General features: G+C 69.0%; 23 protein-coding genes. 4 read left to right on the forward strand and 19 right to left on the reverse strand.

Annotated features, from left to right (window positions below):
* Positions 1 to 21 precede the first annotated feature (21 nt).
* The 8 genes from fliQ to ACT2FV_RS17300 all read right to left on the reverse strand — a co-directional run bounded on the left by fliQ (position 22) and on the right by ACT2FV_RS17300 (position 5,108).
* Positions 22 to 294 (reverse strand): flagellar biosynthesis protein FliQ, encoded by a 273-nt coding sequence (gene fliQ / locus ACT2FV_RS17265; protein ID WP_006750427.1) that lies wholly within the window; start codon positions 292 to 294, stop codon positions 22 to 24.
* Between the two features lie 16 nt (positions 295 to 310).
* Positions 311 to 1,072, reverse strand: coding sequence for a flagellar type III secretion system pore protein FliP (fliP, locus tag ACT2FV_RS17270; RefSeq protein WP_444504519.1), 762 nt, complete (start codon positions 1,070 to 1,072; stop codon positions 311 to 313).
* A 36-nt stretch (positions 1,073 to 1,108) separates the two neighbouring features.
* Positions 1,109 to 1,678, reverse strand: coding sequence for a flagellar biosynthetic protein FliO (gene fliO, locus ACT2FV_RS17275; protein ID WP_444504520.1), 570 nt, complete (start codon positions 1,676 to 1,678; stop codon positions 1,109 to 1,111).
* The gene (gene fliN, locus ACT2FV_RS17280) at positions 1,675 to 2,166 is read right to left on the reverse strand and encodes a flagellar motor switch protein FliN (protein ID WP_151048961.1); all 492 of its coding nucleotides are present in this window, start codon (positions 2,164 to 2,166) and stop codon (positions 1,675 to 1,677) included. Before fliN ends, fliO begins: the two co-directional genes overlap by 4 nt.
* Entirely contained in the window at positions 2,159 to 3,157 is a 999-nt protein-coding gene (fliM, locus tag ACT2FV_RS17285) for a flagellar motor switch protein FliM (protein WP_059465946.1), read from the reverse strand. The genes fliN and fliM overlap by 8 nt, the downstream gene beginning before the upstream one ends.
* A gap of 22 nt (positions 3,158 to 3,179) precedes the next feature.
* A complete protein-coding gene (gene fliL, locus ACT2FV_RS17290) occupies positions 3,180 to 3,716 on the reverse strand; it encodes a flagellar basal body-associated protein FliL (RefSeq protein ID WP_059602185.1) in 537 nt (178 codons plus the stop codon).
* 179 nt (positions 3,717 to 3,895) lie between these two features.
* A complete protein-coding gene (locus ACT2FV_RS17295) occupies positions 3,896 to 4,618 on the reverse strand; it encodes an LrgB family protein (protein ID WP_059531328.1) in 723 nt (240 codons plus the stop codon).
* Between the two features lie 13 nt (positions 4,619 to 4,631).
* Entirely contained in the window at positions 4,632 to 5,108 is a 477-nt protein-coding gene (locus ACT2FV_RS17300; protein WP_059602183.1) for a CidA/LrgA family protein, read from the reverse strand.
* 139 nt (positions 5,109 to 5,247) lie between these two features.
* Between ACT2FV_RS17300 and ACT2FV_RS17305 the strand changes: the two genes are divergently transcribed.
* The gene (locus ACT2FV_RS17305; RefSeq protein WP_059531322.1) at positions 5,248 to 6,174 is read left to right on the forward strand and encodes a LysR family transcriptional regulator; all 927 of its coding nucleotides are present in this window, start codon (positions 5,248 to 5,250) and stop codon (positions 6,172 to 6,174) included.
* A 53-nt stretch (positions 6,175 to 6,227) separates the two neighbouring features.
* On the opposite strand, the gene ACT2FV_RS17310 is transcribed toward ACT2FV_RS17305, so the two are convergent.
* Both ACT2FV_RS17310 and ACT2FV_RS17315 read right to left on the reverse strand, forming a co-directional pair.
* Positions 6,228 to 7,790, reverse strand: coding sequence for a DHA2 family efflux MFS transporter permease subunit (locus ACT2FV_RS17310; protein ID WP_124627864.1), 1,563 nt, complete (start codon positions 7,788 to 7,790; stop codon positions 6,228 to 6,230).
* A gap of 174 nt (positions 7,791 to 7,964) precedes the next feature.
* Positions 7,965 to 8,453: a MarR family winged helix-turn-helix transcriptional regulator gene (locus ACT2FV_RS17315; protein ID WP_059531315.1), complete on the reverse strand. Its 489-nt coding sequence runs from the start codon at positions 8,451 to 8,453 to the stop codon at positions 7,965 to 7,967.
* A 175-nt stretch (positions 8,454 to 8,628) separates the two neighbouring features.
* On the opposite strand from ACT2FV_RS17315, the gene ACT2FV_RS17320 reads away from it, so the two are divergent.
* Both ACT2FV_RS17320 and ACT2FV_RS17325 read left to right on the forward strand, forming a co-directional pair.
* Positions 8,629 to 8,916 (forward strand): multidrug ABC transporter ATPase, encoded by a 288-nt coding sequence (locus ACT2FV_RS17320; RefSeq protein ID WP_151048963.1) that lies wholly within the window; start codon positions 8,629 to 8,631, stop codon positions 8,914 to 8,916.
* Between the two features lie 275 nt (positions 8,917 to 9,191).
* A complete protein-coding gene (locus tag ACT2FV_RS17325; protein WP_151048964.1) occupies positions 9,192 to 10,751 on the forward strand; it encodes an efflux transporter outer membrane subunit in 1,560 nt (519 codons plus the stop codon).
* A gap of 29 nt (positions 10,752 to 10,780) precedes the next feature.
* Here ACT2FV_RS17325 and ACT2FV_RS17330 read toward each other — a convergent pair whose 3' ends face one another.
* From ACT2FV_RS17330 to gspG, 8 genes are read right to left on the reverse strand one after another with little or no spacing between them, the layout of a single operon-like run.
* Complete coding sequence (locus ACT2FV_RS17330) at positions 10,781 to 11,569, reverse strand: type II secretion system protein N (protein ID WP_444504521.1); 789 nt, start codon at positions 11,567 to 11,569, stop codon at positions 10,781 to 10,783.
* Positions 11,570 to 11,600: 31 nt separating this feature from the next.
* Positions 11,601 to 12,107, reverse strand: coding sequence for a type II secretion system protein GspM (gene gspM, locus ACT2FV_RS17335; RefSeq protein WP_059602273.1), 507 nt, complete (start codon positions 12,105 to 12,107; stop codon positions 11,601 to 11,603).
* A complete protein-coding gene (gene gspL, locus ACT2FV_RS17340) occupies positions 12,104 to 13,468 on the reverse strand; it encodes a type II secretion system protein GspL (protein WP_444504522.1) in 1,365 nt (454 codons plus the stop codon). Before gspL ends, gspM begins: the two co-directional genes overlap by 4 nt.
* Before the next feature lie 24 nt (positions 13,469 to 13,492).
* Positions 13,493 to 14,617 carry a type II secretion system minor pseudopilin GspK gene (gene gspK, locus ACT2FV_RS17345; RefSeq protein ID WP_124627872.1) on the reverse strand — a complete coding sequence of 375 codons (1,125 nt, stop codon included), beginning with the start codon at positions 14,615 to 14,617 and terminating at the stop codon, positions 13,493 to 13,495.
* 2 nt (positions 14,618 to 14,619) lie between these two features.
* Positions 14,620 to 15,324 (reverse strand): PulJ/GspJ family protein, encoded by a 705-nt coding sequence (locus tag ACT2FV_RS17350; protein ID WP_059602162.1) that lies wholly within the window; start codon positions 15,322 to 15,324, stop codon positions 14,620 to 14,622.
* Positions 15,302 to 15,706: a type II secretion system minor pseudopilin GspI gene (gene gspI / locus ACT2FV_RS17355; protein WP_059602158.1), complete on the reverse strand. Its 405-nt coding sequence runs from the start codon at positions 15,704 to 15,706 to the stop codon at positions 15,302 to 15,304. The genes ACT2FV_RS17350 and gspI overlap by 23 nt, the downstream gene beginning before the upstream one ends.
* Positions 15,703 to 16,239, reverse strand: coding sequence for a GspH/FimT family pseudopilin (locus ACT2FV_RS17360; protein ID WP_124627874.1), 537 nt, complete (start codon positions 16,237 to 16,239; stop codon positions 15,703 to 15,705). The genes gspI and ACT2FV_RS17360 overlap by 4 nt, the downstream gene beginning before the upstream one ends.
* A gap of 42 nt (positions 16,240 to 16,281) precedes the next feature.
* A complete protein-coding gene (gspG, locus tag ACT2FV_RS17365; RefSeq protein WP_059602155.1) occupies positions 16,282 to 16,734 on the reverse strand; it encodes a type II secretion system major pseudopilin GspG in 453 nt (150 codons plus the stop codon).
* Positions 16,735 to 16,912: 178 nt separating this feature from the next.
* Here gspG and ACT2FV_RS17370 point away from each other — a divergent pair, with 178 nt between their 5' ends.
* Entirely contained in the window at positions 16,913 to 17,323 is a 411-nt protein-coding gene (locus tag ACT2FV_RS17370; protein WP_059602152.1) for a type II secretion system protein N, read from the forward strand.
* A 30-nt stretch (positions 17,324 to 17,353) separates the two neighbouring features.
* Here ACT2FV_RS17370 and gspF read toward each other — a convergent pair whose 3' ends face one another.
* Positions 17,354 to 18,571 (reverse strand): type II secretion system inner membrane protein GspF, encoded by a 1,218-nt coding sequence (gene gspF, locus ACT2FV_RS17375; protein ID WP_059602149.1) that lies wholly within the window; start codon positions 18,569 to 18,571, stop codon positions 17,354 to 17,356.
* Between the last annotated feature and the right edge of the window lie 3 nt (positions 18,572 to 18,574).

Here is an 18,574-nt window from a genome sequence, read left to right on the forward strand (position 1 = left end):
TAAAGGAGCCGGGCGCGCGGCTCAGCCAGCGCCGAGCGTCGCGACGTGCAGCAGCGTCTGCCGCAGGTAGTCGAGCATCGTCGTCAGCATCCACGGGCCGGCGATCACGAGCGTCGCGGCCACCGCGAGCAGCTTCGGGATGAACGACAGCGTCGATTCGTTGATCTGCGTCGCGGCCTGGAACAGGCTCACGACGAGGCCGACCGCGAGCGCGACCAGCAGCAGCGGGGCAGCCAGCAGCAGGCCGACCATCATCGCCTGGTGCGCCAGCGTCATCACTTGTTCGGGCGTCATCGCGCGCTTCCTCCGCTTACGTGAAGCTCTGCGCGAGCGAGCCGATCAGGAGCTGCCAGCCGTCGACGAGCACGAACAGCATCAGCTTGAACGGCAGCGACACGGTGGACGGCGACACCATCATCATCCCCATCGACATCAGCACGCTCGCGACGACCATGTCGATGATCAGGAATGGGATGAAGATCGTGAAGCCGATCTGGAAGCCGGTCTTCAGCTCGCTCGTGACGAACGCGGGGACCAGCAGCGACAGCGGCACGTCTTCCGGGCCCTGCATCGGCGCGGCCTTCGAAATCTTCGCGAACAGCGCGAGATCGGTCTCGCGGGTCTGCTTCAGCATGAAGCTCTTGAACGGCGCGACGCCACGCTGCACGGCCTGCTCCATCGGCATCGCGCCGTCGGAGAACGGCTTGTAGCCGTCGGCGTACGCGCGGTCGAGCACCGGCGACATCACGAAGAAGGTGAGGAACATCGCGAGGCCGACCAGCACCTGGTTCGGCGGCGTCGTCGCGGTGCCGAGCGCCTGGCGCAGCAGCGACAGCACGATGATGATGCGCGTGAAGCTCGTCATCATCAGCAGCATCGCCGGCAGGAACGACAGCATCGTGAGCAGCAGCATCGTCTGCACGCTCAGCGAATAGGTGGTGCCACCGTTCGGGCCCGGGCTCGTGTTGAACGCGGGCAGGCCGGCCGCCTGCGCGCATGCGAGCGCGGGGGCGAAGCCGAGGATCAGCACGGGCGCGAGGCGCGCCGCGTGACGCAGGAATTCGTGTTTCATCGAGATGCGAATACGGAAAGAGGGCGCGACGCCATGTCAGCGGTCCTTGCCGCGCCCGAAGCGCTTCGCGGCTTCGCCCGCGAGCGCGTCGCGAAACCGCGCGCCGAACGTGCCGCTCTGGCCGCGTTCGTCCGATACGGGCTGGGCGGAGGCGTCGGCAGACGCCGGCGCCGTCGTGACCGCCGCCGAGCCGGCCGGCAGCGTATGCAGCAGCCGCACGTTGCCCGGTGCGACGCCGAGCACGAGCCAGGTATCGCCGATCTCGACGATCGTCGCGCTTTCCTTCGCGCCGAGCCCGACGCTCGACACGACCTTCAGCGGGCCGCCGCGCCGCGCGGGCTGGAAGCCGAAGCGGCGCGCGAGCCACGCGCAGCCGAACACGAGGCCGATCACGACCGCGAGCCCGACGAGCGTCTGCAGCACCGCGCCGACGCCGAGCGACGGCACGGCCGAGCCGACTGTCACGCTCGACGCGATGGCGCCGGCGTTGTTCACCGCGTTCATGTCGGCGGCGCCGGCCGGCGCGCAGACGAACGACGCGACGATGGCCAGCGCCGCCAGGCTCGGCCAAGGATGCACGCCGCGGCCGGACTTCATGACGGTCACCGATTCAGCTTCCGGATGCGTTCGGCCGGCGTGATGATGTCGGTCAGCCGGATGCCGAACTTGTCGTTGACGACCACGACCTCGCCCTGCGCGATCAGGCAGCCGTTCACGAGCACGTCCATCGGCTCGCCGGCGAGGCCGTCGAGTTCGACGACCGAACCCTGCGCGAGCTGCAGCAGGTTGCGGATCGCGATCTTCGTGCGGCCGAGCTCCACGGTCATCTTGACCGGGATGTCGAGAATCATCTCGATGTCGTTGTGCGTCGAGCTGGCCGCGGCCTTCGACAGCGGCTGGAACACGCCGGCGCCGGTCGCGCCCGCCTGCACCGGCTGCTGGTTCTGTTCGGCGAGCGCGGCGGCCCAGTCGTCCAGGCCCGATTCCTCTTCCGCCGCGGCGGGCGCCGCCTGCACGGCTGCGGCCGATTCCGCGAGTGCCGCGTCGGCGAGCGCCTGCGGGTCGAGTTCGGGCGTCGGGTTCAGCTCACTCATATCCACCTTCCTTCATCGTGTCGCCCGCGCTGATCATCTTCTGCACGCGCAACGCATATTGACCATTGAAAATGCCGTAGCCGCATTCCATCACCGGCACGCCATCGACCTTCGCCGTGATCGTGTCCTCGATCTCCAGCGGCAGCACGTCGCCCGCACGCAGGTTCAGGATCTTCTCGAAGGTCGACGGGATCTCGGCGAGATCCGCGCTCAGCTCGACCTCGGCCGACTGCACCTGCTGCGACAGCACCCGCACCCAGCGGCGGTCGACCTCGAGCGCCTCGCCCTGGATCGGCGACGCGAGCACGTCGCGGATCGGCTCGACCATCGAGTACGGCATGCAGATGTGCAGCGTGCCGCCCGTCGGCCCGAACTCGATCGAGAACTGCGTGACGATCACGATCTCGTTCGGCGTCGCGACGTTCGCGAACTGCGTATGCATCTCCGAGCGCACGAATTCGAACTGCAGCGGCCGCACGCTCTTCCACGCGGTCGTGTAGTGCTCGAACACCAGGTTCAGCAGCTTGCCGATGATCCGCTGCTCGGTGGCCGTGAAGTCGCGGCCCTCGACGCGCGTGTGAAAGCGCCCGTCGCCGCCGAACAGGTTGTCGACGACGAAGAACACGAGGTTCGGGTCGAACACGAACAGCGACGTGCCGCGCAGCGGCTTCACGTGCACCAGGTTCAGGTTCGTCGGGATCGGCAGGTTGCGGGTGAACTCGCTGTACTTCTGCACCTTCACCTGGCTCACGGAGATTTCCGCCGTGCGCCGCATGAAGTTGAAGATGCCGATCCGCAAGAGGCGCGCGAAGCGGTCGTTGATGATCTCGAGGCCGGGCATCCGGCCGCGGACGATCCGCTCCTGCGTCGCGATGTTGTAGGGGCGGACGCCCGACGTGTCGCGCTGCTCGTCGACTGAATCGGTTTCGCCCGTGACGCCCTTGAGGAGGGCGTCGACCTCCTCCTGGGACATGAACTCCTGGTGGCCCATGCGCGCTCCTTGTCCGGCCGCGTTATTGGACGACGAATTCGGTGAACAGCACGTCGTCGACCTTCGCGCGCTGGTTGCCCGGCTGCGTCGGCTGTTCGATCAGCTCCCGCAGTTCCGTCGCGAGCGAACGCTTGCCGTCCGGCGTCGCGAGATCCTCGGGATGCTTGTTCGACAGCGCGAGCAGGATCCGGCTGCGGATCTCCGGCATGCGCGCGGTCAGCTGCTCCTGCGCCTTCGGGTCGGTGAGCTTCAGCGACAGGCCGACGCGCAGGTAGTGCTGCACGCCGTCGTCCGACTGCAGGTTCACGGTCAGCGGGTCGAGCGGGAAGAACACCGGCGCGGCAAGCGGCGCCGGTTCGGCGGGCGCGCTCGCATGGCCGACGCCTGCCTTGCTCAGGAACACGTACATGCCGCCCGCGGCGGCGGCGGCCGCGCCCAGCGCGATGACGGCGATGAGCGCGATGCGCTTGAACTTGCCGGACGAAGCCGGCTTGTCGGCGGTCGGGTTTGCGGTCGTGGAGGCCATGTGAGTGCGTGCGTGATGTCTCGTAGCATGCATTGTTCGGCATCCGGGCCGAGCCCGATGGGTGGAAAAGAGGGGGGAATTGCGGCTATCTCAGCCGATTGTCGGCCGGGTGTCGGCTCGATGCAGGGCGGGAACGGCGGGGCGAGGCGCGGCCGGCGGGCGCCGGGGCAGCGAGGCGGAGCGGGCTGACAGCGGCGCCCGCCCGCGCATCGTCAGATCGGCAACAGCGACAAGAGCGGCGCGATCAGCACCATCGCGACGCCCGCGATCATCATGGTGAGGCTCGACACGACGCCTTCCTCGCTGCCGATCTCGCGCGCCTTCGCGGTGCCCACGCCGTGGGCGGCCGCGCCGAACAGCGCGCCGCGCGCGAGCCGCGTGCGCATCGGCACCAGCGCGAGCACGATTTCGCCGAGCAGCATCCCGCAGATGCCGGTCGCGATCACGAAGAGGGCGGTGAGGTCCTTCGGTGCATGGATCTTGTCGGATACGGCGAGCGCGAACGGGGTCGAGACCGAGCGCGTCATCAGCGAGCGCTGCAGCTCGGGCGACAGGTGCAGCAGCTTCGCGAGCAGCAGCGACCCGCATACGCCCGCGCCGATCCCGACCGCGACGCCGACCGACAGCGACAGCCAGTGGCGGCGGATCAGGTCGCGGTACTCGTAGATCGGCACCGCGAACGCGATCGTTGCCGGGCCGAGCAGCCACATCAGCCAGCGCGTGTCGCGGAAGTAGACCGAATACGGGATGCCGGTCAGCAGGACCAGCAGCACCAGCACGCCAGGCACGAACACGAGCGGCGAGAACAGCAGCGTCTTCCTGTACGCGTAGAGCCGCTTCGACACGAAATACAGGACGACCGTCAGCACGAAGCAGCCGACGGAGATCGCGGTATTCACCTGGTCGGCGGACAGGTTCGACAGCAGCGCAGGCATCCCGGGCCCCGGCTCAGTGGGCGGTCACGGCGGCGAGGCGCGCGCGGCGGCGCTCGGCGAACACGCGCTGCGCGGCAAGCCGGCGTTCGAGCTTAGCGGCGAGGTCGACCGCCACCGCCACCGCGACCATCACGAATGCGGTGCCGGCGAGCATGACCAGCGCGATACGCCAGCCGTCCTCGCGGAACAGACCGCCGTACTGGACGGCCGCGACGGCGGCCGGCACGAAGAACAGCAGCATGTCGGACAGCAGCCAGTTCGCGCCGTCCTTGACCCACGCGGGCGCGACGCGGCCCGAGAACAGCAGCGCGAGCAGCACCGCGAGGCCGATCACGCCGGACGGCACCGGCAGCCCGACCGCGCGCACGGTCCAGTCGACGGCCATCCACAGCACGCCAAGCGCGGCGGCCTGAAGCACGATCCGGCCCGTACGCGCAACGTTGCCCGAAGCGGCAGGGCGGGCGGCGGCAGTGGCGATCGGCTTGTTCATGGCGGGCTCCATACAGGTATTTCGTCGATGGTGTGAGTATAGGGTTTCCCCTAACCATAAATAAAATGACTTGTCTCTATCCTTGTCATTCCAATTCGGAATTCAGTTGTGTTCGCTGCACCAATCTGGGGAGTGATCGATGGAATTGCGCGCGCTGCGGTACTTCGTCGAAGTGGTCCGTCAGCAAAGTTTCACGGCGGCCGCCGATCGGCTATTCGTCACGCAGCCGACCATCAGCAAGATGGTGAAGGCGCTCGAGGACGAGATCGGATCGCCGCTGCTGCTGCGCGACGGCCGGCAGATGGTGCTGACCGACGCGGGGCGGATCGTGTTCCAGCGCGGCCAGGATGTGCTAGCCGCGCAGGCGCAGCTGCAGTCGGAGCTGAAGGATCTCGGCACGCTCGGGCGCGGCGAACTGACGATCGGCATTCCGCCGCTCGGCGGGTCGCTGTTCACGCCGATCATCGCCGCGTACAAGCAGCGTTATCCGAACATCGAGCTGAAGCTGTTCGAGCAGGGCGCGCGGATGATCGAGGCCGCGCTGATGTCGGGCGAGCTCGAGCTCGGCGGGCTGCTGGAGCCGGTCGATCCCGCCACGTTCGAGCGGTTGCCGATGGTGCGCGCGCCGCTATGGCTCGTCGCGCCGCGCGAGTCGCGCTGGGAGGACCACAAGGCCGTGCCGCTCGCCGATCTCGCGCGCGAGTCGTTCGTGTTCTATGCGGAGAGCCTCGCGCTGCACGATGCGGTGCTCGACGCGTGCCGGCAGGCAGGCTTCACGCCGTCGATCGTGAGCCGTAGCGGACACTGGGATTTCATGGCGGCCCTCGTGCACGCGGGCGTCGGCATCGCGCTGTTGCCGGAGCCGTACTGCCGGCGGCTCGACGCGCGGCAGTTCACGTGCCGGCCGATCGTCGAGCCGGAAATCACGTGGGCGATCGCGCTCGGCTGGCTGAAGAAGGGTTATCTGTCGCACGCGGCGCGTGCGTGGCTCGAGGTCGCGCGGGCGACGCTGCCGATCGCGTCGGGCGACGATCTGGCCTTCGGCGGATTGCTGGCGCGGGAGTGAGGCCGCGACGGAAGAGGAACGGGGGGAGGGGCCGGCGCGGCCCCCCAGCGCGTTCAGTGCCCCATCGCCGGTCCCGCGCCCTTCTTCGGCTTCGTGATCCACACGAGCGCCGCGAGCGCGATGAACACCCCCGCCGACAGGTGGAAGAAGTCGTTGGTCGCCATCATGAAGCCTTGCTGCGTGACGAGCTGGTTGAGCTGCGCGTTGGCCGTCTGGCCGACGATCCCGAGCTGCGCGAGCGCGCCCTGGTAGTCGGTCGTGTTTTGCGCATAGATGCTCACCGATTCCGACAGCCGCGCGTGATGGTAGATCGCGTCGTTCTCCCAGAACGTCGAGCTGGCCGCGGTGCCGATCGCGCCGGACAGCGTGCGCAGGAAGTTCGACAGCCCCGACGCGCTCGCGAGCCGCTCGTCGGGGATGCTCGACAGCGTGATGGTCGTCATCGGCACGAAGAAGCATGCGACGCCGATCCCCTGCACGAGCCGCGGCAGGATCACGTGGTTGAACGGCACGTCGAGCGTGAACGTCGAGTTCCAGACCGACACGCCGGCGAACACGATGAACGCGAAGCTCGCGACCATCCGCAGGTCGAGCCGGTGCATGTTGCGCCCGATCAGCGGCGACAACACGAGCGCGAGCAGCCCGACCGGCGCGGTTGCGAGGCCGGCCTTGCCGGCCGTGTAGCCCATCACCGTCTGCAGCCACAGCGGGAAGATCACGACCGAGCCGAAGAACGCCATGAAGCCGAACGAGATGATCATCGCGCCGAGCGCGAAGTTGCGGTCCTTGAACAGCGACAGATCGACCACCGGTTCCTTCTCGGTCGCCTCCCACACGAGCATGAACGCCAGCGATACGACCGCGATCAGCGCGAGCGCGACGATGAAGGTCGAGTTGAACCAGTCGCGGTCCTTGCCGAGGTCGAGCATCATCTGCAGGCACGACACGCCGATCACGAGCAGCGCGAGGCCGACCGCGTCGATCCGCTGCTTCGTCGTCTTCGTCTCGCGGCCGCGCAGCAGGAAATACGCGCAGGCCGCCGAAAAGATCCCGATCGGCAGGTTGATGTAGAAGATCCACGGCCACGTGTAGTTGTCGCTGATCCAGCCGCCCAGCAACGGGCCGAAGATTGGCGCGACGATCACCGTCATCGCCCATAGCCCGAGTGCGAGCCCGCGCTTCGCGGGCGGATAGGTGCGCATCAGGATCGTCTGCGACAGCGGCACCATCGGCCCCGACACGAGGCCCTGCAGCAGCCGGAACGCGATCAGCGTCTCGAAGTTCTCCGCGAGGCCGCACAGCGCCGACGCGATCGTGAACGCGAGCACCGACAGCGTGAACAGGCGCACTTCGCCGACCCGCCGCGCGAGCCAGCCGGTCAGCGGCACCGCGATCGCGGACGCGACCGAATACGACGAGATCACCCACGTGCCTTCGCTCGTCGCGACGCCGAGGCTGCCCGAGATGGTCGGCACCGCGACGTTCGCGATCGACGTGTCGAGCACTTCCATGAAGGTGCCGAGCGCGAGCCCGACGGTGAGGAGCGCGAGCGCGCCGCCGGTCAGCGGCGCGGGTTCGGCGGCACGGGGCGCGGCGGATGCCGTGGTGGCGGACATCGGAATCTCCTAGACGCGGCGCGCGCAACGCGCCGGCACAGCGCACGGGCGCACGATACCGCGCGGGCCGGCTGGTTGGAACGGGTGAGGGAAGAGACGGAGCACGTGCCTTGTCATCTTCTGCCCAGACAGAGAAATAAGCGAATGCTTAACCTAGACATGGGGCCTCCGCACTCAGCAGTCCGGTTCGTCGGGCTTCGGGCAGCCGGTGTCGCCGGGCCCGTTGGCGATGAACCGCTGCAACAGGCCGGTGAGCAGCGCGAGTTCGTCGGCCGAAAAGCCGGCAAGCTGCGCGTTCAGCGCGGTCGCGATCAGCGACGGCAGCGCACGGGCCGCTTCGGCGCCGCGTTCGGTCAGCGTCAGCTCGATCACCCGGCGGTCCTGTTCGCTGCGCGAGCGTGCGATCAGGCCCTTGCGCTCGAGACGGTCGAGCATCCGGGTCATCGAGCCGCTGTCGTACGACATCTTGCGCGACAGCTCGAACGGCGTGCGCGCATAGCCGCGCGACAACAGCAGGATCACGCCGATCTGCTGCGCGGTGAGGTCGTACGGCTCGAGTGCGCGGTCCATTCGCTCGACGAGCGCCTGCCGAGCCTTGGTCAGGTAGTAACCGAGGCTCGTTTCCAGTGCGATGGTGTCGGGATCGTAGAGGCCGCCGTTCATGCGAATTGCGCGCGCAGCAATAGTGCGTTTCAGGTCAAAACGCGCCCAGTATCTTGAAAATTGATTGCTTAGTCAATATTATTTCAGGCAACCAGTTACGACGTGCATGTTGCACTGCCGGAGACGATGTTCTGACCGCTTAGCCCGCGCTGCCGGGCACCCGAGGATGTTCGCGATGCTGTTCCTGAAAAATGCCGCCGGCGCGCTGCGCCGCAACCTGACCGATACCGCTCATCATGTGTTCTCCGGGCCGCACCGCGGCTGGAAGATCGCGCTGTACGTGACGATGCTGGTGGTGCCGGGCGGATCGATCGCGGCGCTCGGGTTCGCATGGTTCGATCATCGCCGGCAGCGCAACGCGAAGCACACCGCCCGCCGCACGAGCCAGCCGGCGGCAACGGAGCCGTCGACATGGCGGTCCGCCGCCGCCGAACCTGTGCCGGTGCCCGTGCACTGCCACTGACACCGCACCACCCCCGTCATCCGGACTGAACGCCGGCTGCATCCCCGCGGCCCGGCGCCGTCCGCGCCGCATTCGTCGCCCGTCCCGCGCGCAAGCGATCCGTAATGACCGGTAAACCGGCCGGCCGCGCCGGTAACACATTCGTGCCGCCGCGCACCGTACCCTAAGGGCTGCGCAGCTTTCCCGCCGTCAGTTACCATTTGTCCGCCAGCGGCACGACGACCGCATCACGCGACGCCGCTCGCTGGCCGTCGCGCCCAGACAGGAATACCACGATGCCGTACGCCCCCCTCCCGCGCGCCCTTCGCCCGCTGAGCGCCGCCGTCGCCGTTGCGACGGTCGTGCTGCTCGCCGGCTGCGCCGTCGGGCCCGACTATCACCGGCCCGACACGTCGATCCCCGCCGCCTTCAAGGAAGCGCCGGCTGGGTGGAAGGTCGCGCAGCCCGCCGACCGGACCGACCGCGGCCCGTGGTGGACGGTCTACAACGATCCGCAGCTCGACGCGCTGATCGGCAAGCTCAACACATCGAACCAGACCATCGCGCAATCGGCCGCCGCGTACCGGCAGGCCCGCGCGCTCGTCGCCGAAGCGCGTGCCGCGTACTTCCCGACCGTCGGGCTGACCGCGTCGGGCTCGCGCTCCCGCACGGGGCGCACATCCACGTCGAGCACGTCGGGTTTCGGCAGCACCTCGTCGATCAGCAATAGCTACAGCGTCGGTCTCGATGCGAGCTGGGAGCCCGACCTGTGGGGCAAGGTGAGCCGCAGCGTCAGCGCGCAACGCGCCGGCGAGGCAGCCGCCGCGGCCGATCTCGCGAACGCGCGGCTGTCGCAGCAGGCGCTGCTCGCGCAGACCTACTTCCAGCTGCGCACGTCCGATGCGCTGCAGAAGCTGCTCGACGACACCGTGAAGTCGTACGGCGAATCGCTGAAGCTCACACAGAACCAGTACGCGCAGGGCGTCGCCGCGCGCGCGGACGTGATCCAGGCGCAGACGCAGCTGCAGAGCGCGCAGGCCGCGTCGATCGACAACGGCGTCGCGCGCGCGCAGTACGAACATGCAATCGCGACGCTGATCGGCGAACCGGCCTCGACGTTCTCGCTGCCGCCGAGCCCGCTCTCGGCGCAACCGCCGATCATGCCGGTCGACGTACCGTCCGCGCTGCTCGAGCGCCGGCCCGACATCGCGGCGGCCGAGCGTCGCGCGGCTGCCGCGAACGAGCAGATCGGCGTCGCGATCGCCGCCTTCTTCCCGACGCTCACGCTGTCGGCCACCGGCGGCTTCCAGAGCTCGGTGTGGTCGCAGCTGTTCACGCTGCCCGCGCGGTTCTGGACGGTCGGCCCGCAGCTCGCGGCAACGCTGTTCGACGCCGGCCTGCGCGCCGCGCAGACCGATGCCGCGCGCGCGACCTACGACCAGGACGTCGCCGCGTACCGCCTCGCGGTGCTCACCGCATTCCAGGATGTCGAGGACAACCTCGCATCGCAGCGCATCCTCGCGCAGGAAGTCGACGTGCAGCGGCAGGCCGTCGACAGCGCCGAGCACGCGCTCGCGATCGTCACGAACCAGTACAAGGCCGGCACGGTCGCCTACCTGAACGTGCTGACCGCGCAGACCACCGCGTTTACCGCGCAGCAGAAGCTCGCGACGATCGGCGGCCAGCGGATGGTGTCGTCGGTCGGGCTCGTGAAGGCGCTCGGCGGCGGCTGGGATGCGTCGGACATGGCGCGCGAAACGGGCGACGTGGCTGCGCCCGCGCCGGTGCCGGCATCCGCTGCGGCAGCGCCGGCCGTAACCGCACCGTCGGCCGCCGCACCGCTCGCGCAGAAGTAAGACGGGAAAAGGCGAACACGGCGCGCGCGTCAGCGCACCGCATCACCGAAGATCAGCGACACCTGGTTGTTGCCGATCGGATGGCCGAGCAGGTTCAGCAGCCCGGCGAGGTTCGCCTGCTGCTCGGGCGCCGCATGCGCGGTGCCGCGAAACGAGCCCTGGCCGGAACCGAAGGTGCCGTGCCCGTCGAGGAATAGCGGGCCCTGCGTCGTCGACAGGTCGAGATCGGCGTCCGCCCCCTTCGCCTGCAGCACCGCCCGGTACGACCCGAGCGGCTTCACGCGCGACACGCGCGAACTCATCGAATCGATCGTCACCGTCAACTGGCCGAACGCGTTGTTGCCGATCATCCGCCAGTCGGTCCAGCCGAGCCGCACGTCACCCTGCAGGTCGAGCGTGTTGAACGGCGTGCCGAGCCCGGCGAGCAGCGACGCGGGCACGGCCATCGAGCCGGCCGACAGCACCGCGCCGCGCCACGTCGCGTCGAGCGTGACGGCGTCGGGCATCGCCTCGGTCTGCCGCATGCGCATCTGCACGCGCCCGGTGAGGAGCGGCCAGAAGCCCGTGGTCCACTCGACCCGGCCCGGCAGCAGCGTCGCCGCGCTCTGGTCCGCGCCCGGCGCGAGCATCAGCGTGCCCGAACCGTGCCACAGCGATCCGTCCGGATCCACGAGATTGACGTGCCCGCCGGTCGCGCGCGCGAACTGCGGTGCGATCCAGGCGGCAGGCGCGAGCGCGACGAGCGTCAGCGCCGTCGCAAGCGAGCCTGCCACCACCCACGGCAATGCGGCGACGAGCCGCCGGATCCCTGGCCTCATCGGCCGACCGTCGCTTGTTTCATCCACTGCGTCATTTCTGCGTCGAGGGTTGCATCACGGCGGTCAGGTCGACCTGGCCGTCTTCCTTCAGCGCGGTCACGTGCGCTTCGCCGACCTGCACCTTGAACTGCCGGCGCGCGTCGTCGAGCCACTGCGTCCACACCGGAAACGGCACGTTCTTCATCTGGACCTGCACGCCGTTGCCGACGACCTGCACCTGCGCGCCCTGCAGCCCGTGATCGGAGAGCGACGCGGTGAGCGCGTCCTTCAGCGCCAGGCCGGTCGGCGCGACGCCTTGCGCGGCGGCCGTCAGCGACTTCGCCTCGGTGGCCTGCGCGGTCATCTGCGCGAGCTCGCGGCGCATCGTCGGCAGTTCGTTGCGGATCCGCGCGCGGCCTTCCTGCGCGGGCGACCACAGCACCGAATACGCGATCGCGACGGCCAGCACGGCGCCGCCCCAGCCGAGCAGCGTCCGCTCGCGGGGCGTGCGTTCGCCCCAGAACTGGGCAAGCGTCTGGTTCAGTTGTTCGGTCTTCATGAGCGGCTCCGGATCGTCCATTTGCCGGTGCTGCTGTCGACTTCGCCGGACAGCCCGTTGCGCGCGAGACGCTGCGGGAAATCAGGGTCGACCTTGACCTCCGGCTTGAAGCCGACGTCGAGCCGCCGGTCGTGATAATCGAGCGACGCGATTCCGTTCAGCGGCAGCGCGCCCATCGAACGCGACAACCCGCTCGACAACGCGAGGAAATCGTTCGGCGACAGCTCGCCCGCCGCGAGGCGCAACTGGTCGAGCTGACGCTGCATCTGCGCGGGCGGATCGAGCACCGTCGTCGTCTTCGGAAAGGCCGACAGCAGCGTCTCGGTGATCTGCGCGGACAGCGCGTCGCGCTCACGCGACAGCTTCCACCAGTGCAGGTTCATCCCGATCACCGCGACGCCGAGCGTGGCCGCGACGAGTGCGATCGGCACGCGCAGGCGCTTCACCGTCGCGCGGTCGAAGCGCCACGGCTGGGATTCGAATTCGAACTGGCACAGATCGAAGCGCTCGGTCAGCGCACGCCGCGCGAATGCGTCGAACGACAGCGGCTGCGCGCCGGGCAGCAGCGGGCCGTCGGCACGTCCGACCGACGCGAGGCGCGGTTCCGCACCCGGTTCGCCGAGTTCGTACAGCTCGACGTCGCCACCACCGGCGAGCGCGGCCAGCGTGCCGCCCGCGCGTGATGCCGGCGCCGCGAAACCTTCGCCGAGCGCACCGCGCGCGATCGCAAGCTCGAGACGCGGCGCACCGGCCGAGGCCGGCAGCGCGCCGGCTTCCACGAGCACGGGTTCGACCGTCGTCGCGAGGCCGAGCACCGCGGCCACCGCCGTCGGGCGGAGGGGCGGCTCGGTCGCAGTCGTGATCGCGTCGGCCGGCGTGGCCTCACCGTCGGCAGGCGCAGCGTCGGCCGCCGGCGCCCGCGGCGCGGGCAGGCAGCGCGTCGCGGGCACGGCGCTCAGGTGCCGGTGGCCGGCCGCGGTGAACGCGTCGCAGATCGCGCGGAACCAGGCGCGATCGACGACGGCCAGCACGCGGCGGCCGTCAGGCAGCGCGACCGGATCGAGCGCGATATGGCAGCCGAGCGGATCCTGGATCAGCTGGTCCTCGACGATGTTGGGCAGCGCCTGGCGCAGCTTCGGCCCCTTGAGCGGCGGCACGGTCGCGGCCAGCAGCAGCACGTCGCGCGCGGCGACGATCAGCACCGTCGCGTTCGCGCGTGGCAGCAGCGCGAGCGCGGCGCGGCCCGCGCGCTGCACCTGGCCGGCCTTGTCCACGAGCGTGAACGGCAGCTCGGGCCACTGCCATTCCTGCAACGGCACGGCCGGCTCGCGCGGCGGCAAAGAAACAATCAGCGTGCTCAAGAGCTCCTCTCCCGAATGGCGTCGTTATAGCTGGTCGCGGATGCGCACGACCCGCGTCGAGTGCGTGGTCGAATCACGATACACGAGCGAGGTGCGATCGACCTCCGCGCGATCGTGCTGAATCCGGCCATGCACGATGAAATAACTCGAATTGACGTCGACGAGGCTCGAGTCGATCGTCACGTTCGGCGCGCCGGCACCGCGCAGCGCGAGCTGCACGTCGCCGACGTTACGGAAAAACACGGTCTCGCGGCGCGCCACGAGAGCCTGCGCGGACGACACGCTCATCCCCGGCACCAGCGCCGCGATCACCTCGGCGGGCGCGGTGTTCATGTTCACCGGCGTGGTGGTCGGCAGCACGGTGACGAACGGGCGCAGCCGCGCGACCATTTCGGGCGTCACGCCGTCGACGTCGAGCAGGCTGTCGACGCCGGTCATCACGAGCGGCGCGGGCCCGCGATCGCTGTCGGACATTCCCGGTTCGTCGGTGATGTTGCCGGTCATGTCGCCGCCGGGCACCGGCGCGGTCGCGGCCGTACCGGCGCCGGGCAGCGTCGGCGTCTGGAAGCGCGTCGCCGAATGCATCAGGCCCGCGCGCATCTGCAGCGCGATCCGCTTCGCGAACGCGCCGTCGTAGCCGAGCGTCGTCAACAGCCGCTGGAACGCCTGGAGCTGCATCACGTTGAGCTGCAGCACGCCGGGCGCCGGCGACGACACGAGGTTGCGCAGGTTGTACTTCGCCTGCGCGTCCTCGATCGATCCGGAGATGTAGGTGTCTTCGCCGCCGTTGTCGTTCGGCGCGCCGATCCGGCCGAGGAAGTCGGACAGCTTGGTCTTCGCGATCGGCACGGCCCAGATCCCGCCGAGATAGGTGATGCCGGGCGCCGTGTCGCCTTCGGAACGCAGGATCATGCGCGTCCAGTCGAGCGCGCCGCGCGCGACCCACTGCGCCTGCGCGATCACGCGCTGGTTCTCGATGCGGCGAATCTGCACCTGCTGACGCCACAGCATCCCCGACACGAGGATCGCCGACAGCGCGACGACGAGCAGCGCCGTAATGATCGCCGCGCCGCGCTCGCGGCGAGTGCGGGCATGCGCGCTTGCGCTGCCGCGAGCGGCGAACCGGGAACGGTGAGGGCGCGCGCGCATCGTCATTCCCCGACGAGGAAGATGCGCGTGACGGGCACGCGCAGCGACGTCGCACCGATGCTGACCTGCAGCCCCGTCACCGCGCGCGTCGGCGGCGCGTTGCCGATCTGCGGCACCTTCAGCGCATCGTTGTTCTGCGACAGCGCGTCGCTGGCCGCCTGCAGGTTGGTGGTCCAGCCGACGCGCGGCACGTACAGCTTCGCGTCGATCGCACCGACGCCGCCCATCAGCGCGACCCAGCTCCAGCCGTCGACGCTGCTGTCCTTCAGCACGTCGCGCAGGCGGTTCGCGTCGTCGAGCGGCGGCGACGCATAGCGCACGACACGCCCGCCGGCGATCCGGTAGCGGACCACTTGCAGCCGTGGCGCGGCGCCCGGCACGTCGAGTTCGCGGACGATCTGCAGCGTGTTGCCGGCGACGCCGATGGCCGGCTGGCCGGCTTCGTCGTCGGTGGCGGCGAGCCGCGCGTCGATGCGCATCTGGTCGAACATCTGCGCGAAGATGCGCTCGTCCTCCATCGCGGACGCGACCTTGTCGCGGCCGCGCATGATCTGGTCGAGCCCGCGCCACGAGAGGATCGCGACCACCGCGAGGATCGCGATCGCGATCATCAGTTCGATCAGCGTGAAGCCGCGCACGCGGCGCGAGCCGACGGAACGCACGGGCCGGCGCCGCATCGGCGCGTCAGAGCGGACGGCTGGTTTCATTCGCGACCACCGTCACCATTTGCGCGAGCACGCCGGCTTGCCCCGGCATGCTCACCGACACCTGCACGCGCCGGAACACCGGGTTCGGCGTCGTGCTCACGCGCTGCGTGCAGACGAGCTGCACGTTGCCTTGCGAGCAGTCGAAATTCTGCTCGCCGACCTCCGGCCACGCATGCGTGAGCCGCAACTGCGCGAGTGCGTTGTCGGCACTCCAGCCGGCGAGCAGCCGGCGATGGAGATCGGACGCATTGGTCGCCATCGTGCCGACCGCGCGGATCGATGCGGCGAGCGCGACCGCGATGATCGCGAGCGCGACCAGCACCTCGATCATCGTGAAGCCTCGGGAAGAAGCCGGGAAGGGCAGGCGACGACGCATCGTCATTGCACCTCGTAGCGGCCGTTGCCGGTGCCGACGATCGTCGCGCTGCCGACCGCCGAATGCAGCGTCACGCGCACCGGCGTGTCGACGCTTTCGATGCCGAACACGACGCGGCTCGCGCGCACGTCGGATCCGGGGTAGTCGATATCGGCGCCGGTGACGCCGCCGTCCCAGTCGCGCGGGCGCAGCACGTCGTCGTGCAGCGTGCGCCAGCCGTCGGGCGAGCTCACATCGAAACGGAAGCCGTGCGCGGTCGGCTGCCACGCGATCGGGCGCGCGCGCACCTGCGCTTCGTCGCCGGCCGTTTCGAACAGCAGCGCGATGCGCTGCGCTTCCTCGCGCAGGTCGGTACGCGGATTGCGCGTGAGCGACAGCGACGCGAGCGACACCAGCAGGCCCGCGATCACGAGCACGACCAGCATCTCGAGCAGCGTGAAGCCGCGCGCACGCGCTGCGGTCACGGGCACACCGCGACGAACGCGACCGTCGCGGGCATCGCGGCGAGCGGCGCGCAAGGGCGTGCGAAGGGCGGGCATGAAATGAGGAACGGGGAGAACGTCGGTCCGGTCAGCGCAGGCTTACTGCCACGAACCGATGTCGGAATCGTTGCTCTCGCCGCCTTCCTTGCCGTCGGCGCCGTAGCTGAACACGTCGATCTCGCCGTGCACGCCCGGGTTCAGGTACTTGTACCCGTTGCCCCACGGATCGTTCGGCAGGCGCTCGAGATAGCCGCCGTCCTTCCAGTTGTTCGGGATCGGATCGGTGGTCGGCTTCTGGGTCAGAGCGTTCAGGCCCTGTTCCTGGGTCGGATAGCGGCCGTTGTCGAGACGGTACAGCTTGAGCGCCTGCATGATCGTGCCGATGTCCTGTTTCGCGGCGATACGGCGCGCCTCGTCGGGACGGCTCATGATCTTCGGCACGATCAGTGCCGCGAGGATCCCGATGATCGCGACCACCACCATGATCTCGATCAGCGTGAAACCGCGCTGACGGCGCACGGCCGCATTACGGCGAGTGATCCACGTTTGCATGACTGACTACCTCTTTCCAAAAAATATCGTCGATTGAGTGACGCACCCTGCGGATCGCGGCATGCCTGCCTGACGGCAAGCTTCCGATACCCCGGGCGCGGAGCACGCATTGTAAGGCGCGCATTGCCGAGGGCTTTCACCCAACGCAAATTTCATATACATCCGTACAATAGCGCGCATGAACGCGCTCTCGATCCGGATCCTCTCCCTAGCCCTCTTCGCGGGTTTGTGCGCGACGGCCACCTACTGGGTCGTCACGCTGTCGGCCCGCGAAGCGCCGCTGCCCGCCGCCGCCGCGCGGTTGCCGATCCGCACCGAGGACGCCGCCGCGCTCTTCGGCGGACAGCTCGACAAGAATCCCGTGCAGGACATCCACCTGTTCGGCATTCTCGCGCTCAATCATGGCGGCGCCGCGATCGTCGGCGTCGGCGGCGAACCGCCGCGGGCCGTGTCGCTCGGCGCGGAAGTCACGCCCGGCGCGAAGCTCGCCGAAGTCCGCAGCCGCTCGATCATCGTCGACCGCAACGGCGCCCGCGCCGAAATCCAGCTCCCCGCGAACACACCGTCCCCCGCGATCTACATGCGTTGAACGGCGGCGGCCCGACCGACGCTCGGGCCGTCACTGCACCATGTTGTTCAGCTCGATGATCGGCAGCATCACGGCCAGCACGATCACGAGCACGATGCCGCCCATCGCGAGGATCAGGAGCGGCTCGAGCAGGCTCGTCAGGAACATCGTGCGCCGCTCGAGTTCACGCGCCTCGCCTTCCGCCGCGCGGTCGAGCATCGTCGTCACGTCGCCCGTCGCTTCGCCTGAACGGATCAGGTGCACGAGCACCGGCGGAAACGTCTTCACGTTGTTCAACGCGCGCGACAGCGCGGAGCCTTCGCGCACGCGCACGATCGCATCGTCGATGTTCGCGCGCATCGCGCGGTTCGACAGCGTCTCGCCGGCCGCCTGCAACGCGCGCAGGATCGGCACGCCGGCCGCGGTCAGGATGCCGAGCGTGCTCGCGAAGCGCACCGTGTTGTAGCCGCGCACGAGCTTGCCCGCGAGCGGCGCGGTCAGCACCCAGCGGTCGAACGCGAGCCTGGGCCCGTCGCGCGACAGCGTCGCCTTCACGAACCACACGACGAGCGCGACCACGATCAGGATCGCCCACCACCAGTGCCGCACGAATTCCGACAGCGCCATCATCACGACGGTGAGGATCGGCAACTGCTGCTTCGTGCTCGCAAACACGTTGACGACCTGCGGCACCACGTAGCTCAGCAGGAACGTCACGATGCCGAATGCGATCAACGTGACGATGCCCGGATACGTGAACGCCAGCAGGATCTTCTGCTTGAGCGCGTTGCTCTGCTCGATGTAGTCGGCCAGGCGCGACAGCACGATGCCGAGCTTGCCCGTATGCTCGCCCGCTGCGACGAGCGCGCGGTAGATTTCCGGAAAATCGCGCGGATGCTGGCCCAACGCATTCGCGAGCGAATGGCCGCCGAGCACCTCGGCGCGGATCGCGGCCATCAGTTCGCGAATGTAGTCGCGCTCGGCCTGCTCGGTCAGCACGCCGAGCGCCTCGTCGAGCGGCAGGCCCGCGATCAGCAGGCTCGCGAGTTGGCGCGTGAGGATCGCCTGCTCGCGCTGCGACAGCTTGCGGCCGAACGCGAGGCGCTGCGAGCGCGCCCCGCGCGTTGCGCTGGCGGCCGGCTCGACGACGAGCGGCGTGAGCCCCTGCGTGCGCAGCTGGCCGCGCGCGGCACGCGCGCTGTCGGCATCGATGACGCCTTTCTGCGCGTGTCCCGCCGCATCGATCGCTTCGAAACGGAATGCCGGCATCGC

Source organism: Burkholderia sp. PR2 (assembly GCF_052372875.1).
Lineage (GTDB): Bacteria > Pseudomonadota > Gammaproteobacteria > Burkholderiales > Burkholderiaceae > Burkholderia > Burkholderia diffusa.